Below are 12932 nucleotides of genomic sequence, written 5' to 3' on the forward strand. Positions count from 1 at the left end.
AAGCTTGCTCAAGCAAGAGAAAACGGCCAAGTGCGGAGTCAAAAACAAGCGGCTCACCGCTGGTTGGGACGATGACTACATGGAAAAAGTCGTTTTCAGTCGGTAAATCCCCGTGCAATCGCCCTGCAATACCAGTGACTACTGACGCTGAAGGAAAATTTGAATTCAAGAATCTTTTTCCAGAACAAGAGTACTGCGTCTATACGGTCGTCGGCGAAGGGGACCGATCGGACTCCGATCAAATACTGATCACTCAGAAGTTCGTTACGCCGCCGGATGGCAAGACACTGCACATCGGCGACTTGACCACTGTTGATCCGGTTTCGCTCAGCGGTCGACTTGTTTCTGGCCAACTACAAACATTTGATGACTTGAATCTTTCACTCAAGCGACATCCCGCTTGGGATTTGATCGAAGTGCCAGTTGCAAGCGATGGAACTTTTCATATCACTGGCCTTCCTCCTGAGGTTTACGAGATACAAGTCGCGACAAAGGCCTTTGATTTGGATGCTGACAAAATTGACACGCTATTGTGGACAGAGAAGTCAATTAAGCGTCTTGTCGAAAAATCGATCGACGATTTCGTGCTGCCAATACGTGTCATCGAACATGAAAGTCGGGACACGAAACAAAACGGCACTCAACTGCTTACCGGTCGCGTGACGCTTATGGGAGGCAAAGGTGCTTCAGGGATTATCGTCTCGGCTAACGATGGCAATTCGACAAAAACGAGCACTACGGATGATGGCCACTTTTCATTTGAAATCCCCACGGCAACCGATTGGATCAAGCTCTACAGACCGGATCCAGACGGGATGACTTTTTGGTATTTGGGAAGATTCGAGCCGACGTTTGGCAATAACGACGTCAACATTCAGCTTGGTCCAGAAACGCGATATGAACCCGACAGTCTGTCGGTGCAAAGTCAATCGAAAACAGACGAACCATGACATGCTCGGGAGGACGGCTTGCTTGGTTTGCGAAGCGGAGCATCTTCCATACGTCCCCCGTGATGCCCACCGTTATGCCCCCCGTTATCGGACAGGGGATCCTGCAATGCTGCGAATCGTTAACCGCCGTTCAACAATCGGCCTTACTGCTAGCTTGAGTCGGTTGCTGTGATACTGCGAGACATCGAACGACTGGCTAAACGGGATCTTGCTGGCCGGACGATATTGCTTTACGACGCTGCACTACATCTATCCAATTTCTTGTACTGCAAATACTCCATATCTCTGGTTTGGCTCATGCTGCGGGGCGTCACCCAACGCCGTGAAGAGTTTTGGTCCCCGAAAAAACGTGCTAATTCGTTTAGCCGCGTGGGCATCGCCCCGCGAGTTTCGCCCCGCGAGTTTCGCCCAGCGAGTTTCGCCCAGCGAGTTTCGCCCAGCGAGTTTCGCCCAGCGAGTTTCGCCCAGCGTGGGCGCGCGGGGCGATGCCCACGCGGTTAAACAATTTAGAAACTCTTTACGGCGTTGGGCGTCACCCTGTGACCCAAGGGGACGAAGTCTAAACCGCTGGGCTTTCCCGGTTGCTGAGTGTTGCGACCCCATGCTCGAGCCATACGCGCCGATGCCCATCGCATGCACCGGAGTCGGCCACGACATCAAACGGAATACCAAAATCAATCGAACCGATCCGGTGATGCATACCGGTATCCGACTGAGCCACGGACATTTGCTGCCCGCCTCGCGCACTGCGGGGCACGATCCGACGCATGAAACACGACGTACAAAACCGTGTTGCCCACAACACTCGACCAAGACTCAAGTACAAACTTCCCTGCGGGGCATCAACGAACGCCTAACTTCCAATGCTCGAACAACGCCGATGTGCCGGATGCACTGCGTGGCAACAACCAACGTCTGTCTTCGGGTTCTCGATTCAATGCTGCTTGCAGAAACTTGCCTTGCCAGCCACTCTTTGCTACGCTTCCCACAGGATAAATGTCCCCCACGGGGACGAAGTCCGCGCCGACGGACCGCATCGCAATGGTATCTTCCTTATAACTACTGAATACACCAGAGTGTCGGTGGTAGCCTTTTTCCTTGCTTGCATGTCAATTGCCGCCACCTCGGTGATGGCTGCCGTTCTGCCAATCCTTGAGTTCGTCGTTTATTCAAATGCAATCTGAGTTGAATGAGCCAAAATGGCTGTGGAGAACAAAGCGGCTGTTTCCTCACCCGCTTTTCTCTGGGTGCGTCACCATGGCATGCCTGTTGGTCGCGATCATTTTCATCGGAGTCAGCATCAGCGAACATATCTGGCCGATGGCTGTGATTGGGTGCATCTTCGTCGCGGCTACCTACGCGACATCCGTTGCTACGATTTCGCACATTCGATCCAAACGTTTAGGCTCCGTCGAACAGCCCGCACCCAAAGGTGAATCGAAGCCCACCGTTGCAATCATGATTCTTTTGGTTGGAGTTTACTCGTGGTTGCTAACCGTTGCCATCCACATCTTCGACGCGTTCTTCCGGAACGGGCCTGGGACACCGAAGTACTTTGTCACACTTGGCATCGCAATTTCCGCGACACTCTTCATGCAGGTTTACGGGAAGCGAGTTGTGCGTGAACATTTCGGACGGAAGGGCGGTCGGAATCTAGAGCTTTCTCCGCGGCAAGCGGGGTATGTTTCTGTATTCGCAATGGCGTGTAGCATTTATTTTGTTTGGGTGGCAACGTAGAAGGCAGAACCATGAAATGCACGGGAGCTCGGGTAGTTCGTTTTATCGTCTGCTTGCAAGTCGCTCGCCCGTTCCCCGTGATTTCTAACGTTATCCGACTGAATCACATTGAACCCATACGATCCTCCTGCCGTGCAAGGCACGCTTCAACCTGACCCGACGCGGTGTTGCCCCATCTGTGGATGGGAGCCTAACCGATGGCGACTTATGTATTGGTCCGTCGGATGCCCTAATTGCGGATTGAAGCTTGGACGCAAAAGTCCTTCTGCAATACACCTACTCCCATTCGGACTCGTGATTGGGTTCATTTTTGTTCTTCCACGATTCGACCCAAATCTGAGAGACGCTACCTTCTTTTTTCCGACTGTTATTGTGCTGAACTCATTAGTGTCGTCCCTTGCCGGGCATTGGCTAGGCCGGGTTTGGCCATACCGAGGACTTCGCTTTCTTACTGAAACTGAAGTGGAACGCCGACGCCTAAGCTATTGGTCCTCAAAGCAACACGGCTTATAACCAATGCATGCACCGGAGTGGCGGTCGAACACTTTCCTCTCTGCTTGCACTTCAAATCACGCCGATCCGGTAATGCGTTCCGTTATCCGACTGAGCCACGGACACTTGCTGCCCGCCTCGCGCCCTGCGGGGCATAGCCGACGCACAACCAACACCGCACAGCCCGGATCAAGGTCGCACATCCAGTAACGCAATGAAGCATTCATAGCGAATTGAAGCTGGACGTTCGCTTTCGGCCAGCGGCGCTGGCATTACTGCCTCATGTTTGTCTGATCCTCGACCCAAAAACTTTGCGAATGAGAAACACTAGTTTTTGATTCCGATCAAAACGGGGTCGTGATCGGATGATCGCCATTGGTCTGGTTGGTACAGGGCCGCGGGTTTGTATTCCTGGTTGTAATCCAGTCCGACCGGTTCGTCTGCGTTGATGTTCCAGACGGATGCGGAGGTGACGGACTTGGCGAGCGATGGTGTCGCAAACGCGTGGTCGAGACTCCCGCACTCTCCGTAATAAACATATGAATAGGGCGGTGTCGTTTCCTCAGTCAATCTTTGTCTGCGATTACCGATCTCACTCAGATCAACCAATCCCCTGGATCGCAGCGCGTCGATAGGATCCTCTTGCGAATAAGCATTCAGGTCGCCGATGACCAAGACGCGATCATCTTCGGCAAATTCTTGATCGATGAATTCGGCAACCGCAAACGCCTGAGCGCGACGAGTTGCGTTGTACGCCGCCTGGCCATCGCCTTTGTCCTTGTTCGCTTTATCCGCATCGGCCGCCCCGCCTTTGCTCTTGAAATGATTGACGATCACGGTGACGGCACTCGTCTTGTCATCTGTTTCTTTTCCAGAAATCGTGTCGTCGCCGGCGATCGTGTCGTCGCCGGCGAGTGGGCGGAACGTTTGCACCATCGGCGTTCGAGCCTTGTAGAAAGCGTTGTCACGTATCCAAGTTGGATCACCAAGCGGTTCCACCCTGTCTTTGCGATAAATGATACCAACGCGAATCGCGTCAGTGCCGCCTGGATAGCTGTCCAGATCTGACGCCACTCCGCATCCCGCATACAGGTCCGCGCCGGACGCATCGTTCAATGATTGCACCAGATCAAGTTCCGACTCAGCATCGTTTTGCAGTTCCATCAGTCCCACGACGTCGGCCTGCAAAGCCAGAATCGCGGCGACAATTTTGTCACGTTGCCGGTTCAGCTCCGTTGGCGTGTCTGCCCCGCGAGCACGATTCTTTCCATCATCAATCGTGGTAAAGAAATTCAATACGTTGAACGATGCGATCGTCCAATCGGCGTCGCCGAGGTCGGGTCGCGGGGGACGCGGGGCTGGCATGAGACGCAGCGGTTCCTTGACCTTCAAGCTGGGCTTTCCGTTTCTGATCGAAACAACACCAGAAAGAATCGACACTTTGCTCCCGAGTCGCACGGTGGGCAGGTCGGTACCGAGCGAAGGCAACAAGGGCGGCGGGAAAACGTTCTGACGATTACTGGTATCGTCGACAACAATGACCGCTTTCTCGTTTCGCTTGTCCAACGCGATCACCGGCGCGACATTCGGTCCGCCCTCGAACGTCGTTCCGCTGGGGTCGGCGTCGTTGGGGTCGACAATCGACGTGGGGATCTGCAACCGCTCTCGAGCCATCGTTAGCTGGCCATAACGCAACAACGAAAATGTATCGACGATCACCAGATCACGGATCGTCACTTCGCGGCCATCAAGCGAATCCCAATCGACGTCTTCCAGCGGTCCCTCTACGGGTATTCCTACGGCTATTCCTACAGGCGATTCAGTCGGTGAAGTCATCGCGACTTCATCAGCGGTCGTCGCGATCGCATCAGAATCGTTGCTAGGCCGACAACCGCCAACGAGCATGACGAACAGCAGCGGAAATATAAAACGTTTCATGATTCGGCGGGGGTAATGTGAAAAAACGAGCGGTCAGGGTTCTGAGTTTCTAGCATCTGAATCGTCCAGCGTCTGCCTGTCCAGCCACCGGCACACTAGCACGCAAATCGGCAGACCTTTTTTGCAGGCCGTAGCGAGTGGAGCGAGTGACGGCATGATGCAGCCCTGCCGTAACTCGCTCCACTCTCTACGGCCTACTTTAGAGCCTCCGCCGATAAGCTTGCCCGTGCCCCCCGGCCAACGCGTATTTCCCGAACCCTGACGCGTCCGCTGATCGTTCTCAGATCACCCGCTGGACAGCGATCAAGGGACGCAGCATCACAGCATCACAGCTCAATACTCAACCGAAGGCGGACTTTCAGCTCATTCGACATTTCGCTACCCTCAGGTTCCGAGAAAAGAAGACTGAGCGGGATCGTGACTGCGAAGTGTAACGGAGACGTTTGCTCCCGATCAGCGAATCAGATCCGCGCACGACACGCGAACTGCAGTGCTGGACTAGTAGTCCATGTCAGCTCAATCTTCGGTTAGGAGGTAGCGGAAGTCGCGTAGACTTTCGGCGTCCCCCTCGTAGCCGAAACTCTTGGCGAGTTCCGCTACCCGAAAATTGAGGTGACGCGGAATACTAGCGACAAAAGGAATCGAGATGAAACGTTGGCTGCCGTGGTGTCTGTTATGCTTCCCAATGATGGTTCTGGGATGTAGTTCGACAGCAAGATCTAAGACGGACGTCCCTACCGTCGCGGAATCGAAACGTGACTCGGCACAAGCATGGAAACCCACCACATTTGTCGATAGCCCAGAACTTCAAACCGGTACGGGGCCGATGGATGCGGAGGTTGCACCGGAGTTCTCGATCACTGATTCTGGGCTCAAGTATCGGATCCTGCGAAATTCCAGCGGCAAAAAACCGACAGCCGACAACACGGTGACAGTCAACTATCGCGGTTGGCTTGGTCACGGAAAAGTTTTCGACAGCTCTTATGAAAGAGGCGAGCCGACCACCTTTCCCATGCGAAAAGTGGTTGCCGGGTGGACCGAGGGACTGCAACTTGTTGGCGAAGGAGGAATGATCGAACTTTGGGTGCCGTCAAGGCTCGGCTACGGCGAAACCGGTACGCCAGGTTCCATTCCACCACACTCGAATCTGCACTTCATCGTCGAACTCGTGAATGTCCAATAGGCGGTGTCGATCGTGGATTAGGACCCTGACCGAGCGGCGTGAATTCGGCGACGTCTGAAGGTCACTAATCCAAAACACCCCGCCATCACCAAGATGCTTGACGGTTCTGGAATTGCGGTCGCGAGTGCCGTGTAGATATGAGATCCGGTATTGGGCATTGCTCGACTTGGACTGTTCTGGGTGCCCACAAACGTGATTTCGATGCGACTCAAATCTTGATTGATTGGATTGCGTAGGATGCTGTACGAGCGATTGTAGTTGGTGTCATCAGTTGCCGTTAAGCTGATCTCGTTGATCGAAAAAAGAGTTACAGGCGTCGGCGCAGTCACCTCGCTAAAGTCGCTGCCAGTGTCTTTGAATACTGACAAGTCACCTTCATCCACCAACGTCCACTGACTCATGTCCATCGCCATGCCTTGTGCGTCAAAAGCCTTGACGGACACAGAATCCGAGAAGTCGACATCGGTGACGAACAAATCCAGCGGTGTGTTGACTGGGTCGTTGAACACGTAATTCAGAACGCTGGTTCCATTGGCCGACATCTGTTGCAGCAACGGCAAGCGTTCGCCGTACAAGTTGACAAGCGAAAGGTTGTCATAGTTTTGAGGATTGTCTTCTGAACTCGGTGACGAAAAGGTTTGCGTGTTCAACGCCGTTCGTTGCGAGCCCCCGTCACCGTCTTCATGCAAGATGTTTTCGTCGGTTTCCAGCCTCACGGTAACGCCGGTTGGCCCACCGTCCCAGGTCGAATTGCGAGTGTGATCGCCATACACCTGAGTGCCAGAGTATTCGACAAAACTTTGCCCCAGCGAAACACGGTTCGTCGCAAACTGACCAACAGCGATCGATGCAAACACGATCAAAGCTGTGCGTAGAAAAGAACGCATGGAAACGCCTCGCGTAGAATAGAATTCGCTTGGCCTGATTCCACGTAGAACTGAACCAACCAAACTAGGCTTTTAAATCAACTGTTGAGAATAACGGTGTGACAATCGATGTGTCAAACACTTTCGTGACGCTCGCACGGCAACTCTTTTTTTTAGTCTGAGTAACCGTAGGGTTCCGTGCTTGCAGGCAACAAAGCCTTGTGATTGGTACGCGCAAGCAAAGATCGGAATTCGTTTGTGACCGACCGATTGCAGGAAATTCGCGAAACGAAAGTGGAGGCAGGACGTTCGATGAGTTTGCCGATCGAGAGCGGATTGCGACTCGACATGTTCAGTCGCGGATGGCTTGGCGGATGGCCGCTTTGGCTTCCGCGGAAAGCTTGCTGCCGCGCAATTCCTCTTCGATCTCCGCGATTGTTCCGCTGAGTTTGATCTGGCCAATGTTGGGATCCGTTGATGAGATATCGACGGACACTTGATCACCGGCACGGCTGACCGAGATCGCTTCGCCTTGACTCGACGATGATATGGCCGATGACCATGCTCCGCTGCCAAACGAATTCGCCTTGCGGCTTTGCGTTGACCGGTTGTTCGGCACCGATTTGGTGTTGGGGATGGATTGCATCGGCGGCATGGACGGGAACGCTTGCAAGTTCGATCGGCCGCCGGACATTGTCGGTCGGTCGCAAGGTAATTTTTTCAGCACGCCACGGCGGAAGACGGTGACGACCGACCGATCGGTCAGTCGGCCAAGTTTTGTTTTGTCGCGGATCATCCGGCCGTCGACATCGACCACGATATCACCGGCTCGAACGCCGATTTTTCCCGCCGGACCAGTGAGTTCGACGGACTCGATGACCAACCCTGTATTGCCTGGCAACATTGGCATGTGCATCCGCAGCAATTCGGGGACTTCGCCCAACTTCGCGCCCCAATCTTCGCCGGCGGTCTCAGTCGCCTCTTCAAGCCGTTGTGCTTTGGCGTCGGCGGCTGGTTCGGCATCTTGAGCGGGCAATAAGTGGGCGGCCGTCATTAATAAAGCGGCACCAAGGATCATACGTTTCATCGGATCGCTTCCTTCAAGGGCAAAGGGCAACAAGTCTCTTCAGTATAAATGACTTGTTCCGAAAAAACTTCCGCATTCTTGTTCAGTCTTCAATCGTTCTCGCACAAGCGCATCAATCTCGGCACTGGTCGCATCGCGCGGGATCAACGTCCGAGTCACCTTCGGCAGCGATTCCACTCCAGCCGGAGAATCACATTCATCGGTCACACCGACCAAGCTTTCGCAAAGCCACAACGAACAGATGATTTCAGTCGCGCTAGGCAAAAGAGAAACAGCGGCGGTCAGAATCGTCATCGAACACTTCGGCGATGCCGCACCGGGCACCAAGTGTTCGGCTGTTTTTCTTGACAAGCACCGGATCGCCCGCGAGAAAGAGTTCTACGCGAAGCTGTACAGCGAAAGTGGCGTGCATGACTTGGAAATCCTGCGAGAGATGATCGCCGCCACCTCGGATAGCCGCAACGATCACGGTTGCGAAAGAAGCTCGCGCTGCCGGGGGCTGAGCCATTCCATCGCGGAGTCTGCATTGCGGGAAGCCAGTGAGTTGATCTTGGTCAACTGCATCGCATTGATCCCGGGCAGACGGGTGATCGCGGGCCAGCGAGAAAGCTGTCGCTTTTGATCTGATGCCGATGCCGTTCGATAGCTCCGCCCCAAGACTCCACCACGAAGACCCGCAAGCGGACGTCCCTGGCGAGTGTACACCTTGTCGGCACAACGGACACGCGCCGCTTGTTGTGCCAGCGAAGGCAGGCTAACGCTTTCCTGGTCAAAACGAACCAGCGTGACCTCGCGGCCTTCCAACCACCCAGCCTCCGTCGCAATCACACCCTCAATGCCACCAAGATTGGCTTCACCGGTCCAGAAACAATGTTGGGCAAAAGCAACCTGATTCTGGGCGGAACTGTTGGCCACCGCGGCGACGGTTTGCAAGTACTTGGGCACGGATCGTTTGTGTTGCTGCAGCGTTTGAATCATGCGACTGGCAATGCCGCCTACCGACCAGATGCCATCTTGCCGCTCAATGATGTCGCTGCCATCGGCATCCAAGAATCGAACGACCTGATAGTTCCACGCCGGTTCGCCAAACTTGTCGAGCAATTTCTTATCGGTGCCGCTGGAACGATTGTTGAAAACCACCACCGGAATGAATTCATCTTCAATCGCTTCCACCAAAAGCGGCTGTGAAAGAACCTCGCGACCGAACTTCCGGCAACCCGAGCAACCGGGCACTTCTTGGAACAACAAGAAAACGGGCTTTCCGCTTTCCTTGCTGCTTGCCAGTGCCGCGTCCAAGTCACGGCTCCAGTCCACGGTCCCGACCTCAATCGGATTGGCGGCCCGGTTGGCTTGCGGTGTTTGTGCTGGCGTTGTTTGTGCTGGCGCTGACGGGGCAAGCAACAGGGCACCGGCAACGACGGCAATCGCCGCCTGAATCGTCAATCGTTTCATCGGATGCAACCCAATCGTCGGAAGTACAAAGACCAATGGCAAATCTATCGAAGTGATTCATAAATGAACTCTCGTCACAAAAGTCCGCCAACGATGGTTGCATCACGAGCGAATCGTCACGCCCCGCGACGCAGTGGCACTGGCGACTCAGCGACTCTCTGCAGCGCCTCCAACGCAATGGGCAGATGCTCTGGGCTGCTCTGGAACAATTCCTCAAAGTGCGATTGCGGATCATCAAGCAGTCGCCGGTACGCTGCCGAGATCAAATCAATGAATTCATAGTCACACGCTCGCAACACGCCAGCGAAACATCGGTCGAGAGCCGGCAAAACTTCGTCGGGGACGGAATCCTGCGTGGACAACGCATACAGGCCAGCGAAAACGACGTGCTTTCGATTCGTTTCCAGCATCGTCGCCGCCGTCTCCACGGTCGCTTCATCGAGCCCACCCAGCTTCGCAAGAACGCACATGGCTTTCGCGCGGACTGCATCGTCGCGATGATCCGTCAGCGAGCGGAGTTCATGAACCATGGATTCGCTGCAGATCGCTGGTTGCTGAATCGCCAACCGTTCAATCGCCGCAATCGCGTTGAGCGTGATCGCAACGTTTGACGAATGCAACCTGTCTAGCAGCAAGGATGCTTGCCGGTCGTCCAGCTTGCCATCCGACTTCAAGTGGCGAAGCGCGATCACTTGATTGGACGTTGATGAATCCGCCGCCAGTTTCCACCATTCGCTTTGCGACTGCGCCAACAGAGCCTGCTTGTCGCGTGGTTGAAAAAAGGAGTCGTTTGTTTTCAACAAGAACTTCAGCGACTTTCGCATGGGACGTCGAAGGTCGCTGGGCAAATCGTTTGACCACTTGGGCGCTGCATCGTCACGCGACCACGCAGCAATCGCGTTGGCATACGCGAGTGATTTGCCATCGAGGAAAGGTCGCGGGAAAACATCCCACTGCGTCGAATCCCAGTAGACCGGATGTTTTGCCACCAGGCTGATGCCGTTGCGAATCACGCCAAGCCCCATCCCGACGACGGCAAGATCGACCTGTTCAGGCAAGTGTGCGCCGGCAAAGTTGTGTTGCGAAAGCAAGTCGCAGACGACGCCATTGATCAGCGTGGCGATCCCCATGGCCGGATCGCTGTCAAGCTTCTGATCCAGCATGATGCAGCGGCCCGACGGTTCGTAGCGGCCCGCCAGCCCGCTGGGACCATCGCAAGATCCACCACCGCAACAGCCACCTCCGGTACTCTGAGCTTGCGGAAGAGCAACGCGAACCTGGATTCCGTTCACGTCATGCCTCAAGTGTTCGCCAACCAGCGCAACCACCTGCTGCGGATTCCGCTCGAGTTCATAAGCGTCGAAGATCGCTTTGCGACTCACCACGGGACGCAAGAGTCGCTCGAAGCCAACACATTCAGCGATCTGTTGCAAACAAAATTCAATCCGAGACTTCTCGGCGTCGGACAGGTTTGCTTTCGGACGAAAAAACATAAGCAAGGGCCGCAAATTGGTGCAAGGATCACGGAGCGAACAAGGTCCGTCGAGTGGCTCAAAGAGTACATGAAGCAGAATTTCAGGGCAGCGCCAGTTTCCTGCATGGACGCATCTGCACCGTTGGAGTCCAGGCTTTAGCCGTTCGATCGCTCATTCCATTCACGCCCACCCCGCGAAACCATCCTCGCCCCCGCCAAACAGAACGCCGCGCCGACAAGTTCTAAGCCTGCGAACCCGAGATGCACACCGGAGAACCCATCGACGACCAACCCGATCAAACGACCGCTCGCCGAACCCAATAACGGCAACCCGCCAATCAACAATGCCGCGAACAAATCCCCGCGTCGCCACAGCACGATCATCGCGACCGCGATCGCCAACTCAATTCCGCCATAAAACGCTCGAATCTCCGTCGCCATTTGCGGCGTGCGATCCTCGATCCCGAACGCTTCGAGCAGCGCGTTCGGATTCACCCCTAGCCAAACCGCAAACCCCGCAAAGCTAGTTGCGGTGACGAAAATTGCGATGGTGGGGAAGGTGCGGTTCACGGTGTCTTGTTTTGTATGCGCGTTTCGTTTGAACTTACTCGGCCAAGCCCGCAATGATCGGCTCCGCCGCCGATCGAATCAACTCCACCAACTCGTCGTCCATGAACTGATAGTCGTCCGGAATGTCCAGCACATGCATCGGCTTAAAATTTGCTTCGCCCGGAAAGTCGGCCAAGATCCGTTGCCGATGTTTGTCTTCCATCACCAGAACCACATCCGCCCAAACGATATCGTCTGAACGAATCGTCTGCACCGCCCCCTTCGCCGTGCCACGCGAACGAACCGATACCCGATCGTCCCGCCGATAGATCGCCTCCGCCGTCGGACTCCGCCACTGGTTCTTGCTGCACACGAACAGCACATTGAGCCTGGTCATGAATGCCGCTCCACAAGTTCCAGGTGTACTTCTCGCATGGGTAGCCAGAAGTCATTCGTATGGCAAACGTCGTTCGAGCGAACGATATTCAAACTGATTTGCAGCTTCTTGAGCGCTGTATCAAATTGGCTTTTCGTGCAGGCAAGCCTGTTCATCGTTCGCTTACGAAGCTCGCCCGTGTATCCCTGATCGAGGCGGATCAGTTCAAAGATTTGCTGTTCGAGCGGCCCCATTTCGTCGGCCGGTTTGTGACATTGTGGGAAGTGTTCATTGCGAAAGTGTTGCATCTCCATCAACACCGCATCTCCTCCGGCGACCTTACCGTAGAAAACTTCGTCGGGGTAGGTTTGCGGGATGCGGGTTTTCCAATCCCAGATCGCCATGACCTTCGCGCTCCATCCACCCGCTTTGGGTTTCGTTTCAGACAAAGCCGTGTTGTCCCACAATGACGGGTAAGGCGATCCTTTGCTCCCAAAGACCGTGCAAACTTTTTGTTCCAGCACAAACCGGTAGGCGTCATCAAAAATCTTGAGTTGGTGTGGTTTCATGGAGTCAGTCTAAAAGGTGTCCGACACCTTTTTCGCTCTCGACGGTTAATGAAGAGTACAAACCCTAGCCCTGGCCTGATGAAAATGTGTCGCTGTCAACTTGTCACGACCCTTGAAAGTAGGCCGTAGCGAGCCTTAGCGAGTTACGGCGGTGCGCAAATTGCCGTAACTCGCTATGGCTCGCTACGGCCTACATGCTGGGGATCTAAAAGGTGTCCAACACCTTTTTAGCTCTTGACGGTTAATGAAGCCGCCACTC

Annotated in this window: 13 protein-coding genes; 3 read left to right on the plus strand and 10 right to left on the minus strand. The window is 54.6% G+C overall.

The window, feature by feature from the left end; translation table 11 throughout:
• Positions 1 to 134: 134 nt before the first annotated feature.
• Positions 135 to 950 carry a hypothetical protein gene (locus RC85_RS22180; RefSeq protein ID WP_068266934.1) on the plus strand — a complete coding sequence of 272 codons (816 nt, stop codon included), beginning with the start codon at positions 135 to 137 and terminating at the stop codon, positions 948 to 950.
• Between the two features lie 842 nt (positions 951 to 1792).
• On the opposite strand, the gene RC85_RS27630 is transcribed toward RC85_RS22180, so the two are convergent.
• Positions 1793 to 1987, minus strand: a complete 195-nt coding sequence (locus tag RC85_RS27630; RefSeq protein WP_068266936.1) for a hypothetical protein — start codon at positions 1985 to 1987, stop codon at positions 1793 to 1795.
• Positions 1988 to 2207: 220 nt separating this feature from the next.
• Here RC85_RS27630 and RC85_RS22195 point away from each other — a divergent pair, with 220 nt between their 5' ends.
• On the plus strand, positions 2208 to 2687 hold the full coding sequence (locus tag RC85_RS22195) for a hypothetical protein (protein WP_149753052.1): 480 nt from the start codon (positions 2208 to 2210) through the stop codon (positions 2685 to 2687).
• An 819-nt stretch (positions 2688 to 3506) separates the two neighbouring features.
• Here the strand turns inward: RC85_RS22195 and RC85_RS22200 are convergent.
• Positions 3507 to 5117: an ExeM/NucH family extracellular endonuclease gene (locus RC85_RS22200; protein WP_084422938.1), complete on the minus strand. Its 1611-nt coding sequence runs from the start codon at positions 5115 to 5117 to the stop codon at positions 3507 to 3509.
• A 640-nt stretch (positions 5118 to 5757) separates the two neighbouring features.
• On the opposite strand from RC85_RS22200, the gene RC85_RS22205 reads away from it, so the two are divergent.
• Positions 5758 to 6300, plus strand: a complete 543-nt coding sequence (locus RC85_RS22205; RefSeq protein WP_068266939.1) for an FKBP-type peptidyl-prolyl cis-trans isomerase — start codon at positions 5758 to 5760, stop codon at positions 6298 to 6300.
• 17 nt (positions 6301 to 6317) lie between these two features.
• On the opposite strand, the gene RC85_RS22210 is transcribed toward RC85_RS22205, so the two are convergent.
• The 8 genes from RC85_RS22210 to RC85_RS22245 form a co-directional block, all read right to left on the minus strand.
• Positions 6318 to 7187, minus strand: coding sequence for a hypothetical protein (locus tag RC85_RS22210; protein ID WP_068266940.1), 870 nt, complete (start codon positions 7185 to 7187; stop codon positions 6318 to 6320).
• Positions 7188 to 7518: 331 nt separating this feature from the next.
• Positions 7519 to 8253 carry a PDZ domain-containing protein gene (locus RC85_RS22215; RefSeq protein WP_149753051.1) on the minus strand — a complete coding sequence of 245 codons (735 nt, stop codon included), beginning with the start codon at positions 8251 to 8253 and terminating at the stop codon, positions 7519 to 7521.
• Positions 8254 to 8292: 39 nt separating this feature from the next.
• Positions 8293 to 8604, minus strand: a complete 312-nt coding sequence (locus tag RC85_RS22220; RefSeq protein WP_068266942.1) for a hypothetical protein — start codon at positions 8602 to 8604, stop codon at positions 8293 to 8295.
• A 114-nt stretch (positions 8605 to 8718) separates the two neighbouring features.
• Positions 8719 to 9705, minus strand: coding sequence for a VPGUxxT family thioredoxin-like (seleno)protein, type 2 (locus RC85_RS22225; RefSeq protein ID WP_149753050.1), 987 nt, complete (start codon positions 9703 to 9705; stop codon positions 8719 to 8721).
• A 116-nt stretch (positions 9706 to 9821) separates the two neighbouring features.
• On the minus strand, positions 9822 to 11198 hold the full coding sequence (locus RC85_RS22230; RefSeq protein ID WP_068266944.1) for a hypothetical protein: 1377 nt from the start codon (positions 11196 to 11198) through the stop codon (positions 9822 to 9824).
• A 137-nt stretch (positions 11199 to 11335) separates the two neighbouring features.
• A complete protein-coding gene (locus RC85_RS22235; protein ID WP_068266945.1) occupies positions 11336 to 11749 on the minus strand; it encodes a DUF4345 family protein in 414 nt (137 codons plus the stop codon).
• A 34-nt stretch (positions 11750 to 11783) separates the two neighbouring features.
• Positions 11784 to 12125, minus strand: coding sequence for a low molecular weight protein tyrosine phosphatase family protein (locus tag RC85_RS22240; protein WP_068266946.1), 342 nt, complete (start codon positions 12123 to 12125; stop codon positions 11784 to 11786).
• Positions 12122 to 12673 carry an AlkZ-related protein gene (locus RC85_RS22245; protein ID WP_068266947.1) on the minus strand — a complete coding sequence of 184 codons (552 nt, stop codon included), beginning with the start codon at positions 12671 to 12673 and terminating at the stop codon, positions 12122 to 12124. Before RC85_RS22245 ends, RC85_RS22240 begins: the two co-directional genes overlap by 4 nt.
• Positions 12674 to 12932: the final 259 nt, after the last annotated feature.

It is taken from the genome of Rubripirellula obstinata (assembly GCF_001642955.1).
In the GTDB taxonomy this organism is placed as follows: domain Bacteria; phylum Planctomycetota; class Planctomycetia; order Pirellulales; family Pirellulaceae; genus Rubripirellula; species Rubripirellula obstinata.

What these genes read in the sequence shown, in the direction of transcription:
- RC85_RS27630 (WP_068266936.1), bottom strand. Translation starts at nt 1,987, where the DNA reads ATGCGGTCCGTCGGCGCGGACTTCGTCCCCGTGGGGGACATTTATCCT.
- RC85_RS22195 (WP_149753052.1), top strand. Translation starts at nt 2,208, where the DNA reads ATGGCATGCCTGTTGGTCGCGATCATTTTCATCGGAGTCAGCATCAGC.
- RC85_RS22200 (WP_084422938.1), bottom strand. Translation starts at nt 5,117, where the DNA reads ATGAAACGTTTTATATTTCCGCTGCTGTTCGTCATGCTCGTTGGCGGT.
- RC85_RS22210 (WP_068266940.1), bottom strand. Translation starts at nt 7,187, where the DNA reads ATGCGTTCTTTTCTACGCACAGCTTTGATCGTGTTTGCATCGATCGCT.
- RC85_RS22215 (WP_149753051.1), bottom strand. Translation starts at nt 8,253, where the DNA reads ATGAAACGTATGATCCTTGGTGCCGCTTTATTAATGACGGCCGCCCAC.
- RC85_RS22225 (WP_149753050.1), bottom strand. Translation starts at nt 9,705, where the DNA reads ATGAAACGATTGACGATTCAGGCGGCGATTGCCGTCGTTGCCGGTGCC.
- RC85_RS22230 (WP_068266944.1), bottom strand. Translation starts at nt 11,198, where the DNA reads ATGTTTTTTCGTCCGAAAGCAAACCTGTCCGACGCCGAGAAGTCTCGG.
- RC85_RS22240 (WP_068266946.1), bottom strand. Translation starts at nt 12,125, where the DNA reads ATGACCAGGCTCAATGTGCTGTTCGTGTGCAGCAAGAACCAGTGGCGG.
- RC85_RS22245 (WP_068266947.1), bottom strand. Translation starts at nt 12,673, where the DNA reads ATGAAACCACACCAACTCAAGATTTTTGATGACGCCTACCGGTTTGTG.